Below are 23644 nucleotides of genomic sequence, written 5' to 3'. Positions count from 1 at the left end.
CATGGCTTCCTGCAAAGGGGCAGGCCTATTCCTGCTGGATGTTGGCGCTCTTCACGATGTGCGCGTACAAGGCTTTTTCCTTCTTCAGGAAAGCGGCGAAATCCTGCGGCGTGCCCTGTCCGGGCATGGCGCCGCCTTCGGCCAGGCGCTTTTGCACCTCGTCCATGCGCAGCACCGCATTCAGCTCCAGGTTCAGCCGCTCGACCACGGCGGGGTCGGTGCCAACCGGCACGAACACGCCGGTCCAGGTGTTGAGTTCAAAGCCCTTGAGCGCCGGCGTCTCGCCAAACGCCTGCACCTGCGGCAACGTGTCCACGCGCGCGGCGGACGTCACGCCCAGCGCGTGCAACTTCTTCTGCTGCACCAGCGGCGTGGCGCTCGTGGTCACCAGCAGGCCCAGGTCCACCTGGCCGCCCATGACGTCGTTGGTGATCTGCGCGCCGCCGCGGTAGGGCACATGCACCAGTTTGACCTTTGCCTGGTCCTGCATCACCTCCATCGCCAGATGCAGCACGGTGCCCACGCCCGACGAAGCGTAGGTCAGCGTGTCGGGTTTCTCGCGCGCCAGCGCGATCAGCTCGTCCATGTTCTGCACCGGCAGGCCCGGACGCGCCAACAACACCACGGGCGCGGTGGTCACCAGCGCCACCGGCGCAAGATCGGCTTCGGCGTCGTACTTCACGGCCGAGTTGATCAGCCGGGCCACGCTGATCGGGCCGTCAAAGCCCATCACCAGCGTGTAGCCGTCCGGCTTGGCATGCACGGCCTTGGTCACGCCCAGCACGCCGCCCGCGCCCGCCACGTTGTCGACGATGACGGACTGCTTGAGGCGGTCCGACAGCTTTTGCGCCACCAGGCGCGCCGTGGTGTCGACGTTGCCGCCCGGACTGAACGGCACGATCAAGGTCAGGGGCCGGGCGTCGGGCCAGGTGTCGGCGCCGGCCGCAGGGGCAAGGCACAGCGCGGCGACCAGCGCGGACACGGACAGGAACAGGAACAGGCGTTTGAACATGGAAGGAGCGGGGTCGGAGCGAGGAACGCGCGTGGAACCGGCAGCGCGGAGGAGGGCGACGGCGCCATCCTAACCAGATCCTGGTGATAACTGAAATGCTATATTTTTATAGATTCATCAGGCAAATCTATGACCAAGCGCCCTGCTTCCGATGGCCACGCTGCCCCCGCCCGCCAGCCCACGCTACGCCAGCTGCGCGGTTTCAAGGAAGTGGCCCGCCACGCCAGCTTCAGCCGCGCCGCCGAGGCCCTGGCGCTGAGCCAGCCGGCCCTGTCCGCCGCCATCCGCGAGCTGGAAACGCTGATGGGCGTGGCCCTGTTCGAGCGCAGCACCCACCATGTGCGCCTGACGCCCGCCGGACAAGCGGCGCGCGCGCAGATCGAATGGCTGCTTAACAGCTATACGCAGGGCGCCGAAGACCTGCAGCGCCTGCTGGACACGCAGGCCGCCACGGTGCGCATCGGCTGCATTCCGTCCACCATGCACCTGCTGGCGCCGGTGGTGGCGCAATGGCGCCTGCGCCATCCCGAAATCGTGCTGATCCTCAGCGACCACCTCAACGACGAACTCATGGCCGCGCTGGGCAATGGCGAACTGGATATTGGCCTGGGCCTGGACTTCGGCCTCACGCCCGGCGTGGCCGCGGCTTTCGTGGCCGAGGACGACCTGGTCGCGGTGCTGGCCGATACGCACCGGCTGGCGCGGCGCCAGGCGGTGACCTGGCAGGATTTGAAGGCGGAGCCATTGGCCGTGCTGTCGCGCGGCAGCACCTACGAAATGATCGTGGCCACGCTGCGCCAGCTGGGCTCGGACCTGGCCGCGACCGACACCCTGAATTACACCGACACGCTTTACAGCCTGGTGCGCGCGGGATTGCGCGTGGGCCTGATCTCGCGCCTGTACACGCAGGGGCAGCGGCAGGACGGCCTGGCCATCGTGCCATTGCAGCGTCCGCGGCTCACGCGGCGCATTTGCCTGATGATGCGCGCGCCCGAACAGCAGGCCCGCGCCGCGGTGCGGCTTTGCCACGCCGAACTGGCCCAATTGCTGCGCGAACGCGCAGCCATCCGGACACCCTAGAAAGCCGGACGCGGGCGCTCAGCCGCCCGTCCGCGCACGCCAGGCCACGGCGCGTTCGGCCCAGGCCTGATGGATCGCGTTCATGTTGCGCGCCAGCGTGGCGGCATCGCCGAAATTCACACGCGACCCCTGCAAGTGCAGCTGCATGCGGACTTCCTCCGATTCGAGCGCCCGCGCCACCTGCTGCTGCAGTTGCTCGACGCGGGCCGGCGCCACGCCGCGCGGCGCGAACAAGCCGGCCACACCGCCGCGCTCCAGTCCCGCGAAGCCCTGCTCGGCAAAGGTGGGAACATCGCCCAGATCGGCATGGCGGCCTGGACCCGAAATCGCCAGCAGGCGCAGCCGCCCGGCGCTTGCCGGCTCCCGCAATTCGGCCAGGGATGTCAGGCCCAGCGCCAGATAGCCGGCCTGCAGGTCGGTCACCAATGGCGCGCCGCCGCGATAGCACACTGCCGTGGCCGCCACGCCGAAACGCTCGGCCAGCAGCTCCACGGCCAGCTCCGGCACGCTGCCGGGCGCAGGCACGCCCACCGGCAGCGGCCCCTCGTGTCCGCGCAGATCCTGCAGCTTCAACCAACGCGAATCCGCCCTGACCGCCAGCGCAATGGCGCTCTGGTCGGTCGTCTGTGCCACCGCCGCGAAATCATCCGGCGACGCAAAGCCGGCCTGCGCCACGATATGCGGCAAGATGGCCAAGGTGTGCTCGTTGGTGAACAGCAGGGTATGCCCATCCGGGCGCGCGGCCAGCAGCTCCTGCGCCGCCAGCAAGCCCCCCGCGCCGGGCCGATTTTCGACCAGCACCACCTCGCCCAGGCCGGCCTCCAACTGCCGCGCCAACAAACGGGCGATCACATCCACCCCGCCCCCCGGCGGAAAGCCGACCAGGATGCGAGTCAGAGGCACGGCCCCAAGACGCCCTGCCGCCGCAGCGCCCAGAACGCCCAGCGCGAGCGCCGGCAAGAGCCGGCGACGGCGCTGGGATACGCCAAATTGCATGGTCGACCACTCCTTGGAAACGCGGCCCGGTGCCGCGCAGGCGGCAGGATAAGGAGAAACGCCCTGCAAGGAAAGCCAGCTCCCCACCCGGTCCGCGGGCCGGATCCCTTAACACGTTCTAGAATCAGTGATCGCAGCTTCCGGCCCTCTGTCCGGACGCGTTGCCCCCCGTGGTCCCGTACATGCTCTCGTTCTCCCGCAATACCGTCTATCCGGCCGGCGTCGGCCTGCCGGCAGCCGAACGCCCGGGCGCGCTCCTGGCCGTCATGCTGGCCCTGTGCATGGCCAGCCTGGACACCGCCATCGCCAACACGGCGCTACCCACCATTGCGCGCGACCTGCAGGCCAGCGATGCCGGGTCCATCTGGATCGTCAGCGGCTATCAGCTGGCCATGGTGGCGGGCCTGCTGCCGGCCGCGGCGCTGGGCGAAATCCTGGGCCACCGGCGAGTCTATATCGTGGGGCTGGCGATCTTCATCCTGTCTTCGCTGGCCAGCGGCCTGGCGCCGTCCTTGCCCACGCTGGTGATCGCGCGCGTGCTGCAAGGCCTGGGCGCGGCCGGCGTCATGAGCGTCAATGGCGCGCTGCTGCGCTTCATCTACCCCTCGCACCTGTTGGGCCGCGGCCTGGGCCTGAACGCCATGGTGGTGGGCATCTCCTTCGCGGCGGGGCCGACCGTGGCTTCGGCCATCCTGCTGCTGGGATCCTGGCACTGGCTGTTTCTGATCAACGTGCCCATCGGCCTGCTGGCGTTCGCGCTGGGCCTGCGCAAGCTGCCCGGGACCGCGCGCGCGCCGCATCGCTTCGACGGCCTGGCCGCAGTGCTGTGCGCCCTGACGCTGGGCCTGTTCGTGCTGGGGTCCAACGAATTGGCGCACGCCGCCCCCTGGCCGCGCGTGGCGCTGGAATGGGGCATCGCCGCAGCCAGCCTGTGGCTGCTGATGCGCCGGCAGGCCGGCCACCCCGCGCCCATCCTGGCGGTGGACCTGCTGCGCCGGCCCTTGTTCGCGCTGTCCGCAGCCACAGCCGTGTGCGCGTTCGCGGCGCAGGCGCTGGCCTTCGTGTCGCTGCCGTTCCTGCTGCAAGCCACGCTCGGCTACAGCCAGGTGCAGACCGGCTTTCTCATCACGCCCTGGCCGGTAGTGGTGGCGATCATGGCGCCGATAGCGGGACGGCTGTCGGACCGCTATGCGGCCGGCGCCCTGGGCGGCGTGGGTTTAGCCCTGCTGGCGCTGGGCCTGGCCTCAATGGCGCTGATGCCGGCCTCGCCATCAGTCTGGGACCTCTGCTGGCGCATGGCGCTGTGCGGCGCCGGCTTCGGCTTCTTCCAGTCGCCCAACCTGCGCGCCATCATGATGTCGGCGCCGGCCTCGCGCGCCGGCGGCGCCAGCGGCATGATAGGCACGGTGCGGCTGCTGGGCCAGGCCTCGGGCGCGGCCCTGGTGGCCGCCTGCTTCAACATTTCCAGCACGCACGGCGCCATTGCCGCGCTGTGGCTGGGTTGCGTGTGCGCCGCGCTGGCCTGCGTCGCCAGCTTTTCGCGGCTGCGCTTTGACGCGAGCGAGCCGGCGCAGGCCGGCTCGACGCGCTAGCGCCGCGCTATTCCCGCACGTAGCACGGGTACTGCGACTGCTGCGCGCGCGCACGCGCCGGATCCACCTCGATCACCACGATGGATTCGGTATCGCTGGTTTGCGCCAGAGGTTCGCCATCCGGCTGGAATGCGAATGCCGTCCCCCCGAATACCTGCCCCGCCGCCGTGCGCCCCGCTCGGTTCGAGCTGACCACATAACAGCCCGACACCAGCGCCGCCATGGCGCCCGCCGTCAGCCAGCGGCGCGTCGACGCGCTGCTGGCTCGCGGCGCCACGATCAGCTCGGCCCCCGCGCGTCCGTAGGCGCGCGAGCGCTCGTTGAACATCAATTCGGTGCATAGCTGCACGCCCAGGCGTATGCCGCCCACCTCGAATACCTCGAAGCCGTCCATGGCGGCATGGAACCAGGTCGCTTCGAAATAGCCCGGTTCCTCCGGGAAGTACTGCTTGTGGTGCAGCCGTGTGTAGCGGCCGTCCTGCAAGGCGAACGCCTCGTTGGCCAGCCGTCCACCCGCATGCACCGGCCGCGACGACACGACGGCCGGCACTCCCAGCGCCGCCAGCGCACCCAGGCCCGCCTCGTGGATGCGCACCGACGCTGCCGCGCGATCCGCGTCGTATTGCGGGTCCGCGGCCACCCAGGGGCCGAACGGCATTTCACTGGTCACCAACAGATCCGGGGCCAGCTCGCCGATGCGTTCGGCGATGCCTTCCCAGGTCGCGCCCTTGGGCTCCAGATCGGCCGGCCCTTCCATCATGCATATCCGCATACCCACATCCAATCTGATCGCGCGCTCCGGGATGAACGCGTCATCCACGGATGGTAGACCGCCTGCGGCGACTGCGGACGCGCGCGGGTCCAAGCCGTCCGTTGCGGGCGCGATCCTGTCCGGATCTGCCCGTTTCAGGCAAGCGTTGCGGCGTCGACCAGCGCGCCATGCCGGACCACCCGCTTGGGCAGATCGCCGCCTATCCAGTAGGCCAGTTCGGCGGGATGCCGCACCTCCCAGGCGACGAAGTCCGCATACTTGCCGGCTTCCAGCGTGCCATGCGTGGCCTGCAGGCCCAGCGCTTTGGCCGCATGCGCCGTCGCCCCCGCCAACGATTCTTCGGGCGTCAGGCGGAACAGCGTGCAGGCCATGCTCAACATCAGCCGCAGCGACAGAGCGGGCGAGGTGCCGGGATTCAGGTCGCTGGAGATGGCGATGGGTACGCCATGGCGGCGCAACAGGTCGATGGGAGGCAGCTTGGTCTCGCGCAGGGCGTAGAACGCCCCAGGCAGCAGCACCGCCACCGTGCCGGCCTGCGCCATTGCCAGCACATCGCTTTCGGTCAGGTATTCCAGATGGTCCGCCGACCAGGCGCCATAACGTGCGGCCAGCGTCGCGCCGTGCAACGAAGACAGTTGCTCCGCATGCAGCTTCACGGGCAGCCCCAGTTCACCCGCGGCCTGGAACACCCGTTCGACCTGCGCCGGCGTGAATGCCAGATGCTCGCAGAAGGCATCCACCGCGTCGATCAGGCCCTCGGCCGCCAGTACCGGCAACATGCGGCGCGCAACTTCATCGACGTAGTCGTCGGCCCGCCCGGCATACTCGGGCGGCAGCGCGTGCGCGGCCAGGCAGGTCGCGCTGACGGTCAGCGGCAAAGTCTGGCCCAGGCGCCGCGCCACCCTGAGCATCTTGCGCTCGTTGGGCAGGTCCAGCCCATAGCCCGATTTCACTTCCAGCGTGGTCACGCCGTCGCGCATCAGATGCAGGGCGCGCCTGCGCGCGCTGGCGTAGAGTTCGTCCTCGCTGGCGGCGCGGGTGGCGCGCACGGTGCTGGCGATGCCGCCGCCTTGCGCGGCAATGGTGGCGTAGTCCACGCCTTGCAGGCGCTGCTCGAACTCCAGGCTGCGATCGCCGCCAAACACCAGATGGGTGTGGCAATCGATCAATCCGGGCGTGACCCATGCGCCGCCCAGGTCATGCTCGCCCGCAACGTCCGCTGGCGGCAGCGTTGCCTCGGGACCGATCCATTCGATACGGTTCTCGCGCGTGACGATGGCGGCCCGTTCGATCACGGAGTATTTGCCTTGCGCCATCGTGGCTGCGTGGCAATTGCGCCAGACCTGTTTCATGCGTAGGCTCCTGTTGCGCGCCGGCGTTAAAGACTGGGCAACAGGCCCGCCGGCACCAGCGCCGTCAGACCCTGGCCCGCGATGAGCAGACTCGCCGCCTCGATGTCGGGTGCGAAGAAGCGGTCCCGCTCATAATGCGCCACTTTCTCGCGCAACAGGCCGCGCGCACGCTCCAGCTTGGGCGCGGTCTTCAGGCCCTGGCGGAAATCCAGGCCCTGGCAGGCGCCGAGCCATTCGATCGCGAGGATGTCGCGCACGTTCTCGGCCATGGGCCAGAGCCGCTTGCCCGCATTCGGCGCCATGGACACGTGGTCCTCCTGGTTGGCCGAAGTCGGCAGGCTGTCCACGCTGGCCGGGTGCGCCAGCGCCTTGTTGTCGCTGGCCAGCGCCGCCGCGGTCACCTGGGCAATCATGAAGCCGGAGTTCACGCCGCCGTTGCTCACCAGGAACGGCGGCAGCTGCGACATGTGCTTGTCCATCATCAGCGAAATACGGCGCTCGGACAGCGCGCCGATCTCTGCCAGCGCCAACGCCAGGTTGTCCGCCGCCATGGCCACGGGCTCGGCATGGAAGTTGCCGCCCGACACCACGTCGCCCTGCTCGGCAAACACCAGCGGATTGTCCGAGACCGCGTTGGACTCGATCTCCAGCACCTGGGCCGCATGGCGTATCTGCGTCAGGCAGGCGCCCATGACCTGCGGCTGGCAGCGCAGCGAATAGGGGTCTTGCACCTTGTCGCAGTTTGCGTGTGAATGCCCGACCTCGCTGTCCTCGGTCAGCAGATCGCGGTACACGGCCGCCACGTCGATCTGGCCAGGCTGACCACGCGCGGCGTGGATGCGGGGATCGAACGGTGCGCGCGATGCCAGCATGGCTTCCACGCTGAGACTGCCGCAGACCAGCGCGGCAGCCAGCAGATCCTCGGCCTCGAACAGGCCGCGCAGCGCATAGGCCGTCGAAACCTGCGTACCGTTCAAGAGCGCCAGGCCTTCCTTGGCCGCCAGCGTCAGGGGTTCCAGCCCCGCCTGGGCCAGCGCTTCGCGCGCGGGCAGCCAGGCGCCGCGATGGCGCGCCTTGCTCTCGCCCAGCAGCAGCAGGGACATGTGCGCCAGCGGCGCAAGGTCGCCCGACGCGCCCACCGATCCCTTCAGCGGAATATGCGGATAGACCTCGGCGTTCACCAGCGCGATCAACGCGTCGATGACCTTGCGGCGGATGCCCGAATAACCCCGCGCCAGGCTGTTGATCTTCAACACCATGATCAGCCGCACCATCGCGTCGTCCAGCGCCTCGCCCACTCCGGCCGCGTGCGACAGCACCAGCGAACTCTGCAGGGCTTCCAGGTCCTCGCGCGCGATCCGCGTCGTGGCGAGCAGCCCGAATCCGGTGTTGATGCCGTAGGCCGTGCGGCCTTCATCGATGATGCGTTCGACGCAGGCCACGCTGGCCTCGATCGGCCCGGCGGCAGCCGGGTCCAGCGTCACGCGCGCCGGCTGCTGATAGACGCGCCGCAGGTCCGCCAAGGTCATGTGGCCGGGTGTCAGATGCAATTCCATTGTTGTTCTCCTAGGCGAGTGCCGGCGTCAAAGCGTATGGGTGGCGCGGGCGGCGCCACGATGTTGCGGTACGGCATCCCGGCGCGCGAACAGGTAATACAGGATGCTGGGCACGACCAGGCCGATGATCCACGAGATATCCACCCCGCCCAGGCGCTCGACCATCGGACCCGTGTAGAGCTTGGTCGAAATGAAGGGCATCTGCACCAGCACCCCGAACAGATATATCAGGATCCCTGGCCAGTTCCAACGGCCATAGCGCCCATTCGGATCCGACAGCGCTTCCACGTCGTATTGCTCGCGGCTCACGAAGTAGTAGTCGACCAGATTAACCGCGCTCCACGGCACGAAAAACGCCAGCAGGAACAGGATGAAGGACTTGAACGCGTTCAGGAAGGAATGCTGCCCGATCAGCGCCACCGCCGTGGCCGCTGCGACGATCACCAGCACCAGCAGCGCGCGCTGCCGGCGGGAAATCTCCACATGTCCGCGAAAGCCGCTGGCGATGGTCGCGATGCACATGAAGCTGCCGTAGGAGTTCAGCGTCGAAATCGTGACCTTGCCGAACGCGATGGTGAAGTACAGCAGCGCGGCCATGGCTCCCGTGCCGCCCAGCCCGACGATGTAGGCGACCTCGCGCCCGGCAAACTGGCCGGCCGCCATGGCCGCAGCCAGCACGCCCAGCACCATTGCAATCTGCGCGCCCAGCACCGAACCCAGCCCTACCGCCAGGAAGGTCTTGAACGACGAGGTCCGGCTCGGCAGATAGCGCGAGTAGTCCGCGACGTAAGGCCCATAGGCGATCTGCCACGATGCCGCCAGCGACACCGACAGCAGGAAGGAACTCCACGTGAAGTGGCGGATCTGCAGCAACTGGCCCACGTCGCCCAGCGCGATCACGCGGCTGAACAGGTAGAAGAAGGCAATGATGCCCAGCACCGTCGCGATCCGCCCGATGATGTGGATCATGCGGTAGCCGAACAACGTCACCCCGGCGATCACGGCGGCGAATATCAGGATGCCGGCCGTATCGCTCACGCCGAACAACTGGCCCAGGGCCTGCCCCGACAGCACCGTGCCCGTGGCCGTGAATCCCAGGTACATCAGGCACACCAGCACGATGGGGATCGCCGCGCCATAGACGCCGAACTGCACCCGGCTGGAGATCATTTGGGGCAATCCCAGCTTGGGTCCCTGGGCAGCATGCAGCGCCATCACCGCGCCGCCAAAAACCTGGCCGACGAACAGCCCGATCAGCGACCAGAAAACGTCTCCGCCCAGCACCACCGCCAAGGCTCCGGTGATGATGGCGGTGATCTGCAGATTGGCGCCCATCCACAGCGTGAACTGGCTGTAGAGCTTGCCGTGGCGCTCCGTTTCGGGAATGAAATCGATCGAGCGCCGCTCGATGAGCGGCCCCCTTGCTGCCTGGCTGTCCTGAGTCATTGCGTAGTCTCGGTCATGGCGTATGGACGGGCGCGGTCGCGGCCCGCAGGTATGGGCGGCGCGGTATCAGCGCTTGCCCGCAAGCATGGGCAGATTCAGGCCCTGCTCCTGCGCGCATTCAATGGCGGCTGCGTAGCCCGCGTCGGCATGCCGCATGACGCCCGTGCCCGGATCGTTGGTCAGCACGCGGGCGATGCGCTCGGCCGCCTCGTCCGTGCCGTCGCAGACGATGACCATGCCGGCATGCTGCGAAAAACCCATGCCCACGCCGCCGCCATGGTGCAGCGACACCCAGGTCGCGCCGCTGGCCGTGTTCAGCAGTGCGTTCAGCAGCGGCCAGTCGGATACCGCATCCGAACCGTCGCGCATCGATTCCGTTTCACGGTTGGGGCTGGCGACAGAGCCGGAATCCAGATGGTCGCGGCCGATGACGATGGGCGCCGACAGCTCGCCCGTGCGGACCATTTCATTGAACGCCAGGCCCAGCTTGGCGCGCTGGCCCAGGCCCACCCAGCAGATGCGCGCCGGCAGGCCCTGGAAGCTGATGCGTTCGCGCGCCATGTCCAGCCAGCGGTGCAGGTGTGCGTCGTCCGGGATCAGTTCCTTGACCTTGGCGTCGGTCTTGTAGATGTCTTGCGGATCGCCCGACAGCGCGGCCCAGCGGAACGGGCCCACGCCGCGGCAGAACAATGGCCGGATGTAGGCGGGCACGAAACCCGGAAAATCGAACGCGTCCGCCACGCCTTCTTCCTTGGCCATCTGGCGGATGTTGTTGCCATAATCGAAGGTCGGAACGCCCTGGCGCTGGAAGGCCAGCATGGCCTGCACGTGCACCGCCATGGACTGCTTGGCCGCCTTGATGACCGCGGCCGGTTCGCGCTTGGCGCGCGCGCGATAGTCCTGCCAGGTCCAGCCGGCCGGCAGATAGCCGTTCAGCGGATCGTGCGCGCTGGTCTGGTCCGTCACCATGTCCGGGCGCACGCCGCGGCGCACCAGTTCCGGCAGGATCTCGGCGGCGTTGCCGCACAGGGCGATGGAAACGGCGCGGCCTTCCTGCGTGTACTTGGCGATGCGCGCCAACGCGTCGTCCAGGTCGCGCGCCTGTTCGTCCACATAGCGGGTGCGCAGGCGGAAATCGATGCTGGTCTGCTGGCATTCGATGTTCAGCGAGCAGGCGCCAGCCAGCGTGGCCGCCAGCGGTTGCGCGCCGCCCATGCCGCCCAGGCCGGCGGTCAGCACCCAGCGCCCTTTGAGGTTGCCTCCATAGTGCTGGCGGCCCGCCTCGACGAAGGTCTCGTACGTACCCTGCACGATGCCCTGGCTGCCGATGTAGATCCAGCTGCCCGCCGTCATCTGGCCGTACATGGCCAGGCCCTTGGCATCCAGTTCGTTGAAGTGTTCCCAGGTGGCCCAGTGCGGCACCAGGTTGGAGTTGGCGATCAGCACGCGCGGCGCGTTGGCATGGGTCTTGAAAACGCCTACCGGCTTGCCGGACTGCACCAGCAGGGTTTCGTCTTCGTTCAGGTTCTTGAGCGATTCGACGATCTTGTCATAGCAATCCCAGTCCCGGGCGGCGCGGCCGATGCCGCCGTAAACCACCAGTTCCTTCGGGTTCTCGGCCACGTCGGGATCCAGGTTGTTCATCAGCATGCGCAAGGGGGCTTCGGTCAGCCAGCTCTTGGCGTTCAGTTGCTTGCCGCGCGGTGCGCGGATGACCACGTCGCGGTATCGGTTCGAGTTGTCCAAGAGGCTCTCCTTGATCAGTTCGGTTGCGCGCCTGCGTGGCGCTGCGCTTGTCTGGATCATAGGATGCCTATGCTTGTATATACAAGTCAATATGAGTCGATTTTTCTCAGGGATTACCCGAATAAAAAAGCCGAGGCGACAGCACCCCGGCTTTCATCGGCAACAACGGAATACGGCCGCTCCAGGCGGCCGCGCAATCAGACGCTACGCGGCAACAGTTCGATCACGCAGGCGTCCAGCGGCGCTTCGGCCTCCAGCCGGTACTCGGCCAGGCAGTCCATGGACTCGGCATGCAGGCAGTCGTAACGCGACGGCAGCACTTGCGGCTTGCCGTCGATGCGCACCGTAAGCGCGCCGCCCGCCGTCAGCACCAGCACATCGCGCGCGGCGCTGTGGAATGTCCATGGCCCCGCGCCCGCCACCCACTGCAGCCGGGCATGCCAGCGCGCCGGCGCGTAGATCAGGTTGAAGTCGCGTATCGGCCCATCCAGCAGACGGCACTGCACTTGGGCCTCGCCTGCGAAGGCATAGGCCTGGCGCGGCGTGAGCGGCGTCTGCAGGCTGCCGTCCACCGTCAGCTGGATGCCCGAGCCCTCCAGTACCGTGATGATGCGCTGATAGCCCGTGAACGCGGAAAAGCCGCCGTCCTGTGCCACATCGGCGATGGACAGGCGCCAGTCGAACCCGGCCGCGCTGCCGCCGGGATTGCAGACGACTTCCTGCGTGGTGCCGCCGCCGTTGCGCCAGGGCATGCGCGGATAGTCGGCGGCGCGATACAGATGGACTTCGGGTTGCTTCATGAGGTGAACTTGCCTTCCAGGCGGTGCCGGGAACCAGGGTGAATCAAACGGGCCAGGGTGACGGCGCGATCGCCCGACCAGGTGCGGCGGCTGATCAACAGACAGGGCTCGTCGCGCTCGATCTGCAACAGCTGGCATTCGCGCGGCTTGGCGAGGATGGCCTCGACCACGTGCTCGCCTTCGCTCAGCGGCGCGACGCGCGTCAGGTATTCGTACGGCGTGCTATGCGTGAAGTCCTGCTTCAGGTAGTCCGGCGCCAGGCCCACATTGACGTAGCGGTCCTCCAGCTGGATCGGCAGGTCGTCTTCGTAGTGCACGATGATCGAGTGGTACACCGGCTGCCCGGCGCGGATATCCAGCGCCAGCGCCTGTTCGGCGCCTGCAGGCTCTTCGGCCAGACGCACCACGCGGCTGTGGTGACGATGATTGCGCGCCGCGATCTCGTCGGCGATGTTATTGACGGCGAACAGCGCCGAGCGCGCCTTGGGCTGGGCCACGAAGGTGCCCACGCCCTGCATGCGCACCAGCAGTCCCTCGGCCGTCAACTCGCGCAAGGCGCGATTGATGGTCATGCGGCTGAACCCGAGCTCATCGACCAGTTCGCTTTCCGACGGCACCCGGTAGTGTTCCGGCCACGCGCCGCTGCGGATCTGCTGCGCGATCATTTGCTTGACCTGCGCATAGAGTGGCGCAGGCGGCGCATTGGCCTGGATGGGCAATTTGGGGGGATTGGAAGCCATGGGAGATCCTGTAATGCGGCGCCAGGCGACGGATGGCGGTCAGCGCCTAGTATAGACAGGTACAGACGGCTCGCGGATCCGCAGACCCCGCGCGGCCCCGGCTTGTCGCCCGCGCCGCGCCTAGGCATGGTCCCCGGCGCGGGAGTACCGTAGTGGACGTGGGCAGCCAGATTTTCTATACTCCCCCCCTGTATTCATCGGAGCCTGCCGTGCCGCACTCCCCGGAAGAGAAAAAACGCGTCGTCACCCGCTTGCGCCGCATCCAGGGCCAGGCGCTGGCGCTGGAGCGGGCCGTGAACGAAGGCACGGAATGCGGCGCGCTGCTGCAGCAGCTGGCCGCCTTGCGCGGCGCCGCCACCGGCCTGATGGCCGAGGTGCTGGAAAGCCATCTGCGCGAAACGTTCCTCCAAACCGCCCAGGGCGGCCGCCAGGACGCCACGATCGAACCCGAAGCCGAGATCGATCTCTTGATGCGCCTGGTCCGTTCCTATCTGAAATAACGCCATCTGACATACGTGGAGCCCTAACTATGAAATCACGCGCAGCAGTCGCATTCGGACCCGGCAAGCCGCTGGAAATCGTTGAAATCGACGTCGCCCCGCCGCAGCACGGCGAAGTGCTGGTGAAGATCACCCACACCGGCGTCTGCCACACCGACGCCTTCACCCTCAGCGGCGACGATCCGGAAGGCCTGTTCCCCGCCGTGCTGGGCCACGAAGGCGCGGGCGTGGTGGTCGAAGTCGGCGAAGGCGTGACTTCGCTGAAGCCCGGCGACCACGTCATCCCGCTCTACACGGCCGAATGCCGCGAATGCAAGTTCTGCCTGTCCGGCAAGACCAACCTGTGCCAGAAAGTGCGCGCCACGCAGGGCAAGGGCGTCATGCCCGACGGCACCTCGCGCTTCAGCTATGAAGGCAAGCCGCTCTACCACTACATGGGCTGCTCGACCTTCAGCGAATACACCGTGGTCAACGAGATCTCGCTGGCCAAGATCAATCCTGCCGCTCCGCATGAAAAGGTCTGCCTGCTGGGTTGCGGCGTCACCACCGGCCTGGGCGCCGTGCACAACACCGCCAAGGTCAAGGAAGGCGACACCGTCGCCGTGTTCGGCCTGGGCGGCATCGGCCTGGCCGTGATCCAGGGCGCGGTGCAGGCCAAGGCCGGCCGCATCATCGCCGTGGACACCAACCCCAACAAGTTCGTGCTGGCCAGCGCCATGGGCGCCACCGACTGCGTCAACCCCAAGGACCACGACAAGCCTATCCAGGACGTGATCGTCGAAATGACCGACGGCGGCGTGGACTTCTCGTTCGAGTGCATCGGCAACGTGCACGTCATGCGCGCCGCGCTGGAATGCTGCCACAAGGGCTGGGGCGAGAGCATCATCATCGGCGTGGCTGGCGCCGGCCAGGAAATCAGCACGCGCCCGTTCCAGCTGGTCACGGGCCGCGTCTGGCGCGGTTCGGCCTTCGGCGGCGTCAAGGGCCGCACACAGCTGCCGGGCATGGTGGAAGACGCCATGAGCGGCAAGATCGACCTGGACCCGTTCGTGACCCACACGCTGCCGCTGGAACGCATCAACGAAGCCTTCGACCTGATGCATGAAGGCAAGTCGATCCGCACGGTGATCCACTACTAAACCCGCGTCTTGCGGCAACGACGGGCCCGGCGCGACATGCGCCGGGCCCGTTGCTTTTGCATGACAGGCTTGCGACATGTCGTCGCGCAACATGACAGCACTGTCATTCATTTCGGCGTCATCTTGACCCGCGACCATTCGCCCTCCGATGACAGAGGGGTACACGCGAATGAACACGTGGAAGAGGAACGCAGGCGCGGCCATGCTGAGCGCACTGGCGCTGCTGGCCGGCTGCGGCGGCGATGACGATGACGACAAGCCCGTCGAACAACCCGAGCAGCCGGCTCCCGGCCGGCCGATGGAACTGACGATCCTGCACATCAACGATCATCACTCCAACCTGGATAGCAAGAAGAAGGACCTCAAGCTCAAGAACGCTGCCGGCGCGCGCGTCGCCGTGAACGCCGATACGGGCGGCTTTCCGCGAGTGACGGGCGCGATCAACGCGCTGGCTGCGCAATCCGCCAACGTGCTCAAGCTGCACGCGGGCGACGCCACCACCGGCACGCTGTACTTCAACCGCGCGGGCGAACCGGGCGAGGCCGACGCGGCCATGATGAACACCGTCTGCTTCGACGCCATGACCCTGGGCAACCATGAGTTCGACAAGGGCGACAGCGGCCTGAAGCGCTTCATCGAACTGCTGCACGCGGGCGCCTGCCAGACGCCCGTGCTGAGCGCCAACGTCACGTTCGCCGCCGGCTCGGCGCTGAATCCCTCGCGCGCCCCCGGCATGGTCAAGCCCGCCGTGGTCCTCAAGCGCGACGGCCAGGATATCGGCCTGGTGGGCCTGACCATCGCCGCCAAGACCCAGCAGTCCTCCAGCCCGGACGCCGGCACCGTGTTCTCGGACGAGACCATCGCCGCGCAGCAGCAGATCGACGCGCTGCGCGCGCAGGGCGTCAATAAGATCGTGGTGATGAGCCACATCGGCTACAGCTATGACAAGCAGGTGATCGCGCAGCTGAGCGGCGTGGACGTGGTGGTGGGCGGCGACTCGCACACGTTGCTGGGTCCCGCTTCCATGGCGGACTATGGCGTGGGCTCGCCCGCGGGCGCCTATCCCACGGTGCTCCAGGACAAGGACGGCAAGCGCGTCTGCCTGGTGCAAGCGTGGGAATACTCGCAGGTGGTCGGCGAGCTGAAGGTGAGCTTCGACGCCAACGGCGACGTCACCGCCTGCGCCGGCACGCCGCATGTGCTGATGGACGGTCCGCTGAAGGTCGCCGGCGCCGCACCCTCGGCAGCCGACGAGGCGGCGATCCAGACCGACATCCAGGCCAGTGGCTTCCTGCGCATGCAGACGCCGGACGCGCAGGCCGCGGGCGTGCTGCAGCCGTTCAAGGCCAAGGTCGACCAGTTCAGCCGCAGCCTCGTCGCTTCGGTGCCGCAGGAACTATGCTCGCGGCGCGTGCCGGGCGGCCCCGGTTCGCGCGACTACAGCCGCTCCAGCGCCGCCTGCAACACGCTGGGTAGCGTCAGCCTGCGCGGCGGCGACATCCAGCAGCTGGTGGCCCAAGCCTACCTGGACGTGGCCAACGCCAGTTATGGCGGCGCCGACATCTCGCTGCAAAGCGGCGGCGGCGTGCGCGTGCCGCTACTGGGCAACGTAACGGCGGCCAACGTGATCGAAGTGGTGCCTTTCGGCAATATGCTCTGGCGCCTGGATGTGACCGGCGCCGAGGTCAAGAGCATGCTGGAAGACGGCATGCAGGCAGTCTACGGCGCGGGCGGCTCCACCGGCCCCTATCCTTATGCCGGCGGCCTGCGCTGGGACGTGAATGCGGCCCAGGCCCAGGGCAGCCGCGTGTCCAACATCGAAGTCCGGGATCAGGCCAGCGGCAACTGGCTGCCGCTGGACGCGGGCCGCAGCTACAAGCTGTTCGTGCTGAGCTTCAACGCCACCGGCGGCGACGGCTACAAGACCCTGGCCAACGTGCCGGCCTCGCGCCGGCAGGACATCGGCGTGCTGGATGCCGACGTGCTGCAGGCCTACATCGACAAGCAGGCCAAGGACCCGGTCAGCGGCCTGCCGGTGCTGAATCTGCTGCCCGTGAGCCTGTACAGCACCAAGACGTACAGCGAGTAGCGGCAGACCCGGGCGCGGCCATCAGGCCGGCTGCGCCCGGCTTTCGCGGTAGACGCGCTCGGTATTGCCGACGAACGTCGTCAACGAGAACTCCCGCAGCGCGGTGCTGCGGGCCTCGGCGCCCATCACGCCCAGGACCTCGCGGTTTTCCAGGATCTTCGACAGCGCTTCGACGATGCTGTCCACCGAGGCCGGCGGCACCACCCAGCCATCGCGGCCATCGGTGACGTTCTCGGGCAGCCCGCCCACGGCGCTGACGATCACGGGCTTGCCTGCGGCCATCATCTCGCGGCAGGCAAAGGAAATCGTCTCCAGCTTGGACGACAGCACAAAGCCCACGTCCAGCGCCGACAGGAAGGGGCTGACGTCCTCCATCAAGCCCGTAAACACCACCTGCTCCGACATGCCCAGTTCGGCCACGCGGCGCATCTGCTCCGCGTCGGGCAGCTTGCCCGCAATCAACACCACCACCTGCCGCCGCTTGTTGTCGGGCAGCATGGACACGGCGGTCACCATGTCCAGCCAGTTCTTGTAGACCGCGGTGCCGGCATTGCTGCCTATGACCAGCCGACCCTGCATGCCGTCGGGCAACAGGCTGCCGCGCGCCTGCGCCGCCTCCCGGCGCGAGGCCGGACTGCACTTTTCCGTATCCACCCCGTTGTGCACCACCCGCAGGTCCTCGTTGCGGAAGACCGACTGCTTCATGCGGCGAAACGTATGGGTGCACACGCAGATGACGCGGTTGGTGCCCCATTTGGCGCGCACCCGCGCACCCAGGCTGTTGGCGCTGCGGTCGGTGTGCTGCGTGTAGACCATGAAGGGACGCCGCGCCCCCATGCCCACGGTCGCCAGCATGCACAGGCGGTGGTCGGCCGAGCCGTTGACGTGGACCACGTCGAACTGTTCGTCGCGCAGCAGGGCGCGCAGACGGCGCAGCGCGCGCAGCTGCTGCAGCGGACGGCCCTTGAATTCCAGGGCCAGCGTGCGCACGCCGGGCAGGGCCGCGGCCTCGGCCAGCAGGCGGCTGCTGGCGGGCGCGGCCACGGTCACCTGCGACTTCTCGCACAGGATGCGCGCCAGCGACATCACGTAGGTGGTGTGGCCGCCGCCATCGCCTTGGTGGAAATTGGTGTACAGAATCTTCATGGGGTCATACTCGAAAACGGCTGCTCGGGCAGCAGGCAGCTCCAGTCGCGCTTCTCGAACACGTCGTCCCCCAGCCGGCTGGCGGGCGACAGGTTGTAGACCTTGATGCCGCGTTCGCCGAGCAGCCGGCTGGCTTGCCGGAAGGCGGGTTCGATGTGTCCGGAGAATTGCCGGTCCAGCGCGGTGGACAGCTGCGTTGCCGCGCTTTCATAGAATCGGGGTCCCGCCGCAGCCGTCAGGTCCAGGCCGTGCAGGTATATGGTTTTCGCGCCCAGCCACGCCAGCAGCTGCAAGCCCGTATAGGCCACGGTGCCGCCGCCGAACAGGCCGCGCGGCGGGTCCAGGCTGAAGCCGTGCGCATGCACCGGGTTGCGCGCGTCGAACAGCACCAGTCCGGGGTCGTCGGCCAAGCGCGCTTCCAGCTGCTCGGGGCGCGCGCGCGGCTGCAGCGCGCGCTGGTGCACTTCTTCGAACAGCGCGATGCGGCAGCGCACGTCCTTGCGGTCGAACAGGAAGCCTATCCAACGGTAGACCTCGGGCGTGACGAACAACATCAGATCCTGCGCCAGCACTTGCGCCACCAGATCGCGCCTGCGGTTGACGAAACCGGCATCGAGCATGGCGTAGTAGTCAAAGCGCAGGGTAGGGTGCTGACGCCGCAGCGCGATCGAGCCGTTGACGCCCATCGTCACATCCAGCCGGCAACGCGCGTAGTCGATCTGAGCCACCGAGGGGCCGCTCAATATCAGATGGGCGTCGGCGGCGATGTCGCGCGGCAGTTGATCCAGCGGGGTGGTGGCAGGGCCTTGCACGCCGCGCAGTTCACATCCTGTCAGCCGCTCCTGCCCACCGCGCTGAACCGTCACAAAGGGCCACAAGGTTTCGTTGTGCCGGTATGCGGCGGGCCGAGTGTGGCGATAGAAGTAACGCAGGCCCTTGGTCAGCGGACGCGAACACAGCAAACGTGGAATGAGCCCGGGACTAGGCATGAGCAATGTTGCGCGGAAGCCGCGAAATAACCTTGTAAGCGGCGAATTCTACGCAGGCAGACCTGTCGAAAAAGCGAGTGAACCCTTGAAGATGTAACGCTTTTATGGAAACTCCAAAACGTCCCTAAATTTGTTGCCGACGCTTTCCACAGAGCACGGCATCGCGGCGCCCCAAAACTTTCGATTACGTTTTGCCGCAAAGATTAGCCTGCTGGGCACAGCCATGCGCTAGCTGCGGGGCCGCGCCTGCGGCCTTCCGCTACGATGCGGGTATCGCAATGTCCCGATTCAAGCAATCAACCCTGGATAGGAAGAATTTCGATGTCTACGACCGCCACCCTGAACACGGCTGCCGCCCACGCACCCCGCCTGAGCGTGCCCGCGTTCCGCGCGCGCAAGCGCCAGGAGCCGCTGGTGATGCTGACGGCCTACACGGCGCGCATGGCCGAACTGCTGGACCCGCATTGCGACGCCCTGCTGGTGGGCGACAGCCTGGCCCAGACGATCTACGGACTGCCTTCCACCGTGCCCGTCACGCTGGACATGATGATTGCGCACGGCGCCGCCGTGGTGCGCGGCTCGCGCCGGGCGCTGATCGTCGTCGACATGCCTTTCGGCAGTTATGAGGAAAGCCCCGAGCAGGCCTTCCGCTCCGCCGCGCGCATCATGAAGGAAACCGGCGCGGGCGCGGTCAAGCTCGAAGGCGGCCAGAGCATGGCGCCGACCGTCGCCTATCTGTCCGCGCGCGGCATCCCGGTCATGGGCCATGTCGGCCTGACGCCGCAAGCCGTGAATATCCTGGGCGGCTACGGCGCGCGCGGCCGCGGCGAAGCCGAATACGCCCGCATCGCCGCCGACGCCGCCGCCGTCGCGGACGCCGGCGCCTTCTCGCTGGTGATCGAAGGCGTGGTCGAGCCGCTGGCGGCGTCGATCACCGAGGCCGTCGCCTGCCCGACCATAGGCATAGGCGCATCCGCGCGCTGCGACGGCCAGGTGCTGGTGGTGGACGACATGCTGGGCATGTTCGAGCGCACCGCGCGCTTCGTGAAGCGCTACGACGACCTGGCCGGCCGCATTCAGCAGGCGGCGCAGACCTATGCCACCGAAGTCCGCGCGCGGACCTTCCCCGAATCGGCCCATCTCTACGGCGTGGCGGGCGGCGCCTGATGGCTGCGCGCGTTTCTCGCTAGAATCTTCCCCATGCCTTTCTACGCACACACCTCATGAGCACGCCCCGCATGGACACGCCCCAATTGCAGGACGCCATCGCGGACGCCATCAGCACCGCCACGCGCGGCGCCGGGCGCGTGAACATCCTGGTCGCGGGCAAGACCGGCGTGGGCAAGAGCACGCTGATCAATGCCGTATTCCGCGGAGACCTGGCCAAGACCGGCGCGGGCAAGCCCGTCACCCAGTCGACCCAGGAATTCACCCGGGCCGGCCATCCGCTCACCATCATCGACACGCGCGGCCTGGAGGTCGGCGACTACGAGCGCTCGCGCCAGCAGCTGGCGGACCTGATCCAGGAACGCTCCGCCGCCGACGATCAGGACCGGCACCTGCACGTGGCCTGGCTCTGCATCCAGGACAGCAGCCACCGCGTCGAAGACGCGGAAATCGAACTGTGCAACATGCTGTCCGATGCCGGCATCCCCGTCGTGGCGGTGCTGACCAAGGCGCGCAAGAACAGCCCCTTCGTCGACGAAGCGCGCAAGCTGCTGCCGCGCGCCAAGCAGGTGGTGGCGGTGCGCGCGCTGCCGGAATGGATCGAGGAGCTGGACGCGGAACTGCCGCCCATGGGCCTGGACAACCTGATCGAGGCCACCGCCCTGCACATCCCCGAGGCGCAGCAGCGGGCCTATGCCAACGCGCTGTCCACCCGCAACAAGAAGGCCCTGGAAGTAAAAAAAAAGCGGGCTGAGATAGAGGTCAACGTGGCCGCGGGGCTGGCCGCGTCGGCCGCCGCCGCGCCCATCCCGTTCTCGGACGCCGTTGCGCTGGTGCCCATCCAGGTCGGCATGATCGCCAAGATCGGCATCACTTTCGGCATGGAACTGAATACCGCCGCCATCACCACGCTGGTCACCTCCACGCTGGGCGCGTCCGCGGCCACCCTGATCGGGCGCTCGGTGGTCTCCGGGCTGCTGAAATTCATCCCCGGCGCGGGCAGCGCAGTGGGCGGCACCATTGCCGCCACCACCGCCGGCGCCATCACCAAGCTGCTGGGCAATGCCTACGTGGCCGTGCTATACGACTTCTGCCTGAAGCATCCGGGCAAGGACATCGACATCGCGATGATCGCCCAGGCCTTGAAGCAGCGCGTCAGCTTCTGAAGCCCGCTGCGGCCGCACTGGTATCCGTGCACTAGTGTCAAGCGGCACCTGGCGAATTGCGCCGCAGCTGTAGCGCCAGATCTATACTTTTCAGACCGCCCCCGCCGCTGCGACGCGCCAGCGGCCCGGACGTCCCGCGCCGCGCGCCGGATGCTCTTGCGCAGGCCCAGGCAGCCTGCGCGCAGGGAGACGTTCATGACTCGCAAATACATCGATTGCCGCGAATACCCCAGCGCAATGAACTGCACGGTGGCGCTGGCGGCGGATTCCGAAGGCGAATTGCTGGAAGCCGCCGTGCAGCATGCAACCACGGTGCACAAGCATGCCGACACCCCCGAGTTGCGTACGCAGCTGAAGTCGCTGTTCCACGACGGCACGCCGCCAGTTGAAATACCCAGCCGCACATGAGGCGGCCGCCATTGGCGCCGGCGCGGTTCGCCACGCCGGCGCTTGCGCCCATCAAAGCGTCACGGAAGCGTCCCGGTTTGCGCGGACGGCTCCGCGCGCGCCGGCATCAGGCCCGGGCCGCAACAGGTTGAGCGGCCCGCACCGCTTCGAACAGATTCTTCGGATCGGGCAGTTGCGGCGCAACCTCGATGCGGGCGCCCACGCCATGGCGCACGGCGGCGTCGCGCAGCCAGCGCAACGCCGAGAAGTCTTCCAGTGCAAAGCCCACCGAATCGAAGATGGTCACGTCGGCTGCGTTCTTGCGTCCGGCGGATTGGCCCGTCAGCACCCGCCACAATTCCGTCACCGCGAAGTCGGCAGGCATCTGCTGCAGGTCGCCCTCGATGCGTGTCTGCGGCTCGTATTCCACGAACACCGGGCCCGCGCGCAGCACGTCCGCATGCAGTTCCGTCTTGCCCGGGCAGTCGCCGCCGACAGCGTTGATGTGCATGCCAGGCTCGACCATGTCCGCGGTCAGGATGGTGGCGTAGGCCTTGTCCGCTGTCACCGTGGTGACGATGTCCGTGCCCTTGACCGCCTCTGCCGCACTATCGAAGCGCACCACGCGCAAGCCGGGCACTGAAGCCAGATTGCTTTCAAGCTTGCGTGTGGCGCCTGCGTCCACGTCATAGACGTGCAGCGTGTCGACGCCGAGGATGTAGTGGAAGGCCAATGCCTGGAACTCGCTCTGCGCGCCGTTGCCGATCAGCGCCATCCTGCGCGACTCCGGCCGGGCCAGCGCGCGCGCCGCCAAGGCGGAGGTCACGGCCGTGCGCAGCGCGGTGGTCAAGGTCAGCTCGCTGATCAGCAGCGGCTCGCCCGTGCTGACCTGCGCCAGCGCGCCGAATGCCATCACGGTGGACAGGCCGGCCTGCGGATTGCCCGGGTGGCCGTTCACGTATTTGAAGGTGTAGTACTCGCTGTCGGCGGTGGGCATCAGTTCGATCACGCCGGTTGCCGAATGGCTGGCCACCCGCGCGCTCTTGTCGAATTCCTGCCATCGAAGAAAGTCCGACAGCAGATAGTCCAGCAGACCGGAAAAGACCTGTTGCGGGCCTTGCAGGGCCACGATTTTGGCCACGTCGGAAGTTGAAAGCAGCGTCGTCAATTTGTTCTCCCCGAGTTATGGAACAGAAATTCTGGGGGATGGGCAAACCAATTAATAGTGACAACAATCAACACAAAACGCTAAGATTCTGCCATTCTGATAGCAATAATTAGCACTTTTCACAATGGACACGCTAGATCAGAACCTGCTCGGCCTGCTGCGCGCCGATGCCCGCATGTCGGTCGCCACGCTCGCGAAGAAGCTGGACGTCTCGCGCGGCACCATCGACAACCGCATCCGCAAACTGGAAGAGCGCGGCATCATCCGCGGCTACACCGTGCGCCTGCGGCCAGAGGTGGAAACCGAAGATATCGTCGCCTGGATGAGCATTGCCGTCGAAGGCCACGAAACCCGCAAGATCGTGAGCCTGCTGATGGGCGAACCCGCCGTGGCGGGCCTGCACGACACCAACGGCCGCTGGGATCTGCTGGCCGAGTTGCGCGTACCCACCATCGACCAGCTGTCCGAAGTGCTGGACCGCCTGCGCACGCTCAAGGGCATCGCCGCCACCGAAACCAGCATCCACCTCAAGACCTTCAAGGCGCTTTGAGCGCCGGCATACGGGGAAACCCGATATAAAACTTTGCATGGGCCCCATGACGCCGCGTTATGCATAAGGTCGCGGCGGCTTGTGTCCGCCCGACCGAATTCCCCGCCAGATCATCGTCTTAGCGTAGCGCCCCGCGCAATTTCCCTGGCTCGCCGCCAGTCGCCACAGCGGTTCCGGATTTCCGCCCGTGCATGCATGCTTGCGCCTTCAGCCTGGAGATCCACATCGTGAGTAATGCATACCCCGCCCGC

At 67.2% G+C, this 23644-nt stretch carries 21 protein-coding genes; 9 read left to right on the top strand and 12 right to left on the bottom strand.

The genetic code is table 11. The annotated features are described in order from the left end of the window. Window positions 1-25 precede the first annotated feature (25 nt). Complete coding sequence (locus tag IB257_RS08980) at window positions 26-1012, bottom strand: tripartite tricarboxylate transporter substrate binding protein (RefSeq protein ID WP_192492199.1); 987 nt, start codon at window positions 1010-1012, stop codon at window positions 26-28. A 129-nt stretch (window positions 1013-1141) separates the two neighbouring features. Here IB257_RS08980 and IB257_RS08975 point away from each other — a divergent pair, with 129 nt between their 5' ends. Further along, a complete protein-coding gene (locus IB257_RS08975) occupies window positions 1142-2092 on the top strand; it encodes a LysR family transcriptional regulator (RefSeq protein ID WP_175180383.1) in 951 nt (316 codons plus the stop codon). An 18-nt stretch (window positions 2093-2110) separates the two neighbouring features. Here the strand turns inward: IB257_RS08975 and IB257_RS08970 are convergent, their stop codons facing one another. Further along, window positions 2111-3088, bottom strand: a complete 978-nt coding sequence (locus IB257_RS08970) for a tripartite tricarboxylate transporter substrate-binding protein (protein WP_175212813.1) — start codon at window positions 3086-3088, stop codon at window positions 2111-2113. 182 nt (window positions 3089-3270) lie between these two features. Between IB257_RS08970 and IB257_RS08965 the strand changes: the two genes are divergently transcribed. Beyond that, window positions 3271-4680 (top strand): MFS transporter, encoded by a 1410-nt coding sequence (locus tag IB257_RS08965; protein WP_054455906.1) that lies wholly within the window; start codon window positions 3271-3273, stop codon window positions 4678-4680. A gap of 7 nt (window positions 4681-4687) precedes the next feature. Here the strand turns inward: IB257_RS08965 and IB257_RS08960 are convergent, their stop codons facing one another. The 7 genes from IB257_RS08960 to hutC all read right to left on the bottom strand — a co-directional run bounded on the left by IB257_RS08960 (window position 4688) and on the right by hutC (window position 13092). Next, entirely contained in the window at window positions 4688-5440 is a 753-nt protein-coding gene (locus IB257_RS08960) for a carbon-nitrogen hydrolase family protein (protein ID WP_225588862.1), read from the bottom strand. A 146-nt stretch (window positions 5441-5586) separates the two neighbouring features. Further along, window positions 5587-6804, bottom strand: a complete 1218-nt coding sequence (gene hutI / locus IB257_RS08955; RefSeq protein ID WP_175212814.1) for an imidazolonepropionase — start codon at window positions 6802-6804, stop codon at window positions 5587-5589. A gap of 26 nt (window positions 6805-6830) precedes the next feature. Continuing rightward, complete coding sequence (gene hutH / locus IB257_RS08950; protein WP_054455350.1) at window positions 6831-8360, bottom strand: histidine ammonia-lyase; 1530 nt, start codon at window positions 8358-8360, stop codon at window positions 6831-6833. Window positions 8361-8387: 27 nt separating this feature from the next. Then, window positions 8388-9806 (bottom strand): cytosine permease, encoded by a 1419-nt coding sequence (locus IB257_RS08945; protein ID WP_175212815.1) that lies wholly within the window; start codon window positions 9804-9806, stop codon window positions 8388-8390. Between the two features lie 66 nt (window positions 9807-9872). After that, complete coding sequence (gene hutU, locus IB257_RS08940; RefSeq protein WP_054455354.1) at window positions 9873-11552, bottom strand: urocanate hydratase; 1680 nt, start codon at window positions 11550-11552, stop codon at window positions 9873-9875. A gap of 197 nt (window positions 11553-11749) precedes the next feature. Then, entirely contained in the window at window positions 11750-12352 is a 603-nt protein-coding gene (locus IB257_RS08935) for a HutD family protein (protein WP_119449897.1), read from the bottom strand. Then, complete coding sequence (gene hutC / locus IB257_RS08930) at window positions 12349-13092, bottom strand: histidine utilization repressor (protein ID WP_054455358.1); 744 nt, start codon at window positions 13090-13092, stop codon at window positions 12349-12351. Before hutC ends, IB257_RS08935 begins: the two co-directional genes overlap by 4 nt. Window positions 13093-13301: 209 nt before the next feature. Between hutC and IB257_RS08925 the strand changes: the two genes are divergently transcribed. The 3 genes from IB257_RS08925 to IB257_RS08915 all read left to right on the top strand — a co-directional run bounded on the left by IB257_RS08925 (window position 13302) and on the right by IB257_RS08915 (window position 16820). Continuing rightward, entirely contained in the window at window positions 13302-13592 is a 291-nt protein-coding gene (locus tag IB257_RS08925) for a metal-sensing transcriptional repressor (protein ID WP_054455908.1), read from the top strand. Between the two features lie 29 nt (window positions 13593-13621). Continuing rightward, entirely contained in the window at window positions 13622-14731 is a 1110-nt protein-coding gene (locus IB257_RS08920; RefSeq protein WP_054455360.1) for an S-(hydroxymethyl)glutathione dehydrogenase/class III alcohol dehydrogenase, read from the top strand. Between the two features lie 169 nt (window positions 14732-14900). Further along, on the top strand, window positions 14901-16820 hold the full coding sequence (locus IB257_RS08915; RefSeq protein WP_175212817.1) for a bifunctional UDP-sugar hydrolase/5'-nucleotidase: 1920 nt from the start codon (window positions 14901-14903) through the stop codon (window positions 16818-16820). 21 nt (window positions 16821-16841) lie between these two features. On the opposite strand, the gene IB257_RS08910 is transcribed toward IB257_RS08915, so the two are convergent. Then, complete coding sequence (locus IB257_RS08910; protein ID WP_054455364.1) at window positions 16842-17966, bottom strand: glycosyltransferase family 4 protein; 1125 nt, start codon at window positions 17964-17966, stop codon at window positions 16842-16844. After that, window positions 17963-18955 (bottom strand): hypothetical protein, encoded by a 993-nt coding sequence (locus tag IB257_RS08905; RefSeq protein WP_054455366.1) that lies wholly within the window; start codon window positions 18953-18955, stop codon window positions 17963-17965. The genes IB257_RS08910 and IB257_RS08905 overlap by 4 nt, the downstream gene beginning before the upstream one ends. A 321-nt stretch (window positions 18956-19276) precedes the next feature. Between IB257_RS08905 and panB the strand changes: the two genes are divergently transcribed. The 3 genes from panB (at window position 19277) to IB257_RS08890 (ending at window position 21696) form a co-directional block, all read left to right on the top strand. After that, window positions 19277-20122 carry a 3-methyl-2-oxobutanoate hydroxymethyltransferase gene (gene panB, locus IB257_RS08900; RefSeq protein ID WP_125470602.1) on the top strand — a complete coding sequence of 282 codons (846 nt, stop codon included), beginning with the start codon at window positions 19277-19279 and terminating at the stop codon, window positions 20120-20122. Window positions 20123-20178: 56 nt separating this feature from the next. Further along, complete coding sequence (locus IB257_RS08895; RefSeq protein WP_119449893.1) at window positions 20179-21288, top strand: YcjF family protein; 1110 nt, start codon at window positions 20179-20181, stop codon at window positions 21286-21288. A 195-nt stretch (window positions 21289-21483) separates the two neighbouring features. Next, window positions 21484-21696, top strand: a complete 213-nt coding sequence (locus tag IB257_RS08890) for a DUF1059 domain-containing protein (RefSeq protein WP_054455373.1) — start codon at window positions 21484-21486, stop codon at window positions 21694-21696. Window positions 21697-21802: 106 nt separating this feature from the next. Here the strand turns inward: IB257_RS08890 and IB257_RS08885 are convergent, their stop codons facing one another. Then, window positions 21803-22843 (bottom strand): ornithine cyclodeaminase, encoded by a 1041-nt coding sequence (locus IB257_RS08885; protein ID WP_192492198.1) that lies wholly within the window; start codon window positions 22841-22843, stop codon window positions 21803-21805. Between the two features lie 124 nt (window positions 22844-22967). On the opposite strand from IB257_RS08885, the gene IB257_RS08880 reads away from it, so the two are divergent. After that, window positions 22968-23393, top strand: coding sequence for an Lrp/AsnC family transcriptional regulator (locus IB257_RS08880; protein ID WP_119449891.1), 426 nt, complete (start codon window positions 22968-22970; stop codon window positions 23391-23393). Window positions 23394-23644 lie beyond the last annotated feature (251 nt).

The sequence above is a fragment of the Achromobacter sp. ACM03 genome, from assembly GCF_014851665.1.
Taxonomy (GTDB): domain Bacteria; phylum Pseudomonadota; class Gammaproteobacteria; order Burkholderiales; family Burkholderiaceae_B; genus Achromobacter; species Achromobacter aegrifaciens.
This window is presented reverse-complemented; position numbering and strand designations above follow the sequence as displayed.

Coding starts and splice junctions, on each gene's coding strand:
- IB257_RS08980 (WP_192492199.1), bottom strand. CDS start 1,012: ATGTTCAAACGCCTGTTCCTGTTCCTGTCCGTGTCCGCGCTGGTCGCC.
- IB257_RS08975 (WP_175180383.1), top strand. CDS start 1,142: ATGACCAAGCGCCCTGCTTCCGATGGCCACGCTGCCCCCGCCCGCCAG.
- IB257_RS08970 (WP_175212813.1), bottom strand. CDS start 3,088: ATGCAATTTGGCGTATCCCAGCGCCGTCGCCGGCTCTTGCCGGCGCTC.
- IB257_RS08965 (WP_054455906.1), top strand. CDS start 3,271: ATGCTCTCGTTCTCCCGCAATACCGTCTATCCGGCCGGCGTCGGCCTG.
- IB257_RS08960 (WP_225588862.1), bottom strand. CDS start 5,440: ATGATGGAAGGGCCGGCCGATCTGGAGCCCAAGGGCGCGACCTGGGAA.
- hutI (WP_175212814.1), bottom strand. CDS start 6,804: ATGAAACAGGTCTGGCGCAATTGCCACGCAGCCACGATGGCGCAAGGC.
- hutH (WP_054455350.1), bottom strand. CDS start 8,360: ATGGAATTGCATCTGACACCCGGCCACATGACCTTGGCGGACCTGCGG.
- IB257_RS08945 (WP_175212815.1), bottom strand. CDS start 9,806: ATGACTCAGGACAGCCAGGCAGCAAGGGGGCCGCTCATCGAGCGGCGC.
- IB257_RS08935 (WP_119449897.1), bottom strand. CDS start 12,352: ATGAAGCAACCCGAAGTCCATCTGTATCGCGCCGCCGACTATCCGCGC.
- hutC (WP_054455358.1), bottom strand. CDS start 13,092: ATGGCTTCCAATCCCCCCAAATTGCCCATCCAGGCCAATGCGCCGCCT.
- IB257_RS08920 (WP_054455360.1), top strand. CDS start 13,622: ATGAAATCACGCGCAGCAGTCGCATTCGGACCCGGCAAGCCGCTGGAA.
- IB257_RS08915 (WP_175212817.1), top strand. CDS start 14,901: ATGAACACGTGGAAGAGGAACGCAGGCGCGGCCATGCTGAGCGCACTG.
- IB257_RS08910 (WP_054455364.1), bottom strand. CDS start 17,966: ATGAAGATTCTGTACACCAATTTCCACCAAGGCGATGGCGGCGGCCAC.
- IB257_RS08905 (WP_054455366.1), bottom strand. CDS start 18,955: ATGCCTAGTCCCGGGCTCATTCCACGTTTGCTGTGTTCGCGTCCGCTG.
- panB (WP_125470602.1), top strand. CDS start 19,277: ATGTCTACGACCGCCACCCTGAACACGGCTGCCGCCCACGCACCCCGC.
- IB257_RS08895 (WP_119449893.1), top strand. CDS start 20,179: ATGAGCACGCCCCGCATGGACACGCCCCAATTGCAGGACGCCATCGCG.
- IB257_RS08890 (WP_054455373.1), top strand. CDS start 21,484: ATGACTCGCAAATACATCGATTGCCGCGAATACCCCAGCGCAATGAAC.
- IB257_RS08880 (WP_119449891.1), top strand. CDS start 22,968: ATGGACACGCTAGATCAGAACCTGCTCGGCCTGCTGCGCGCCGATGCC.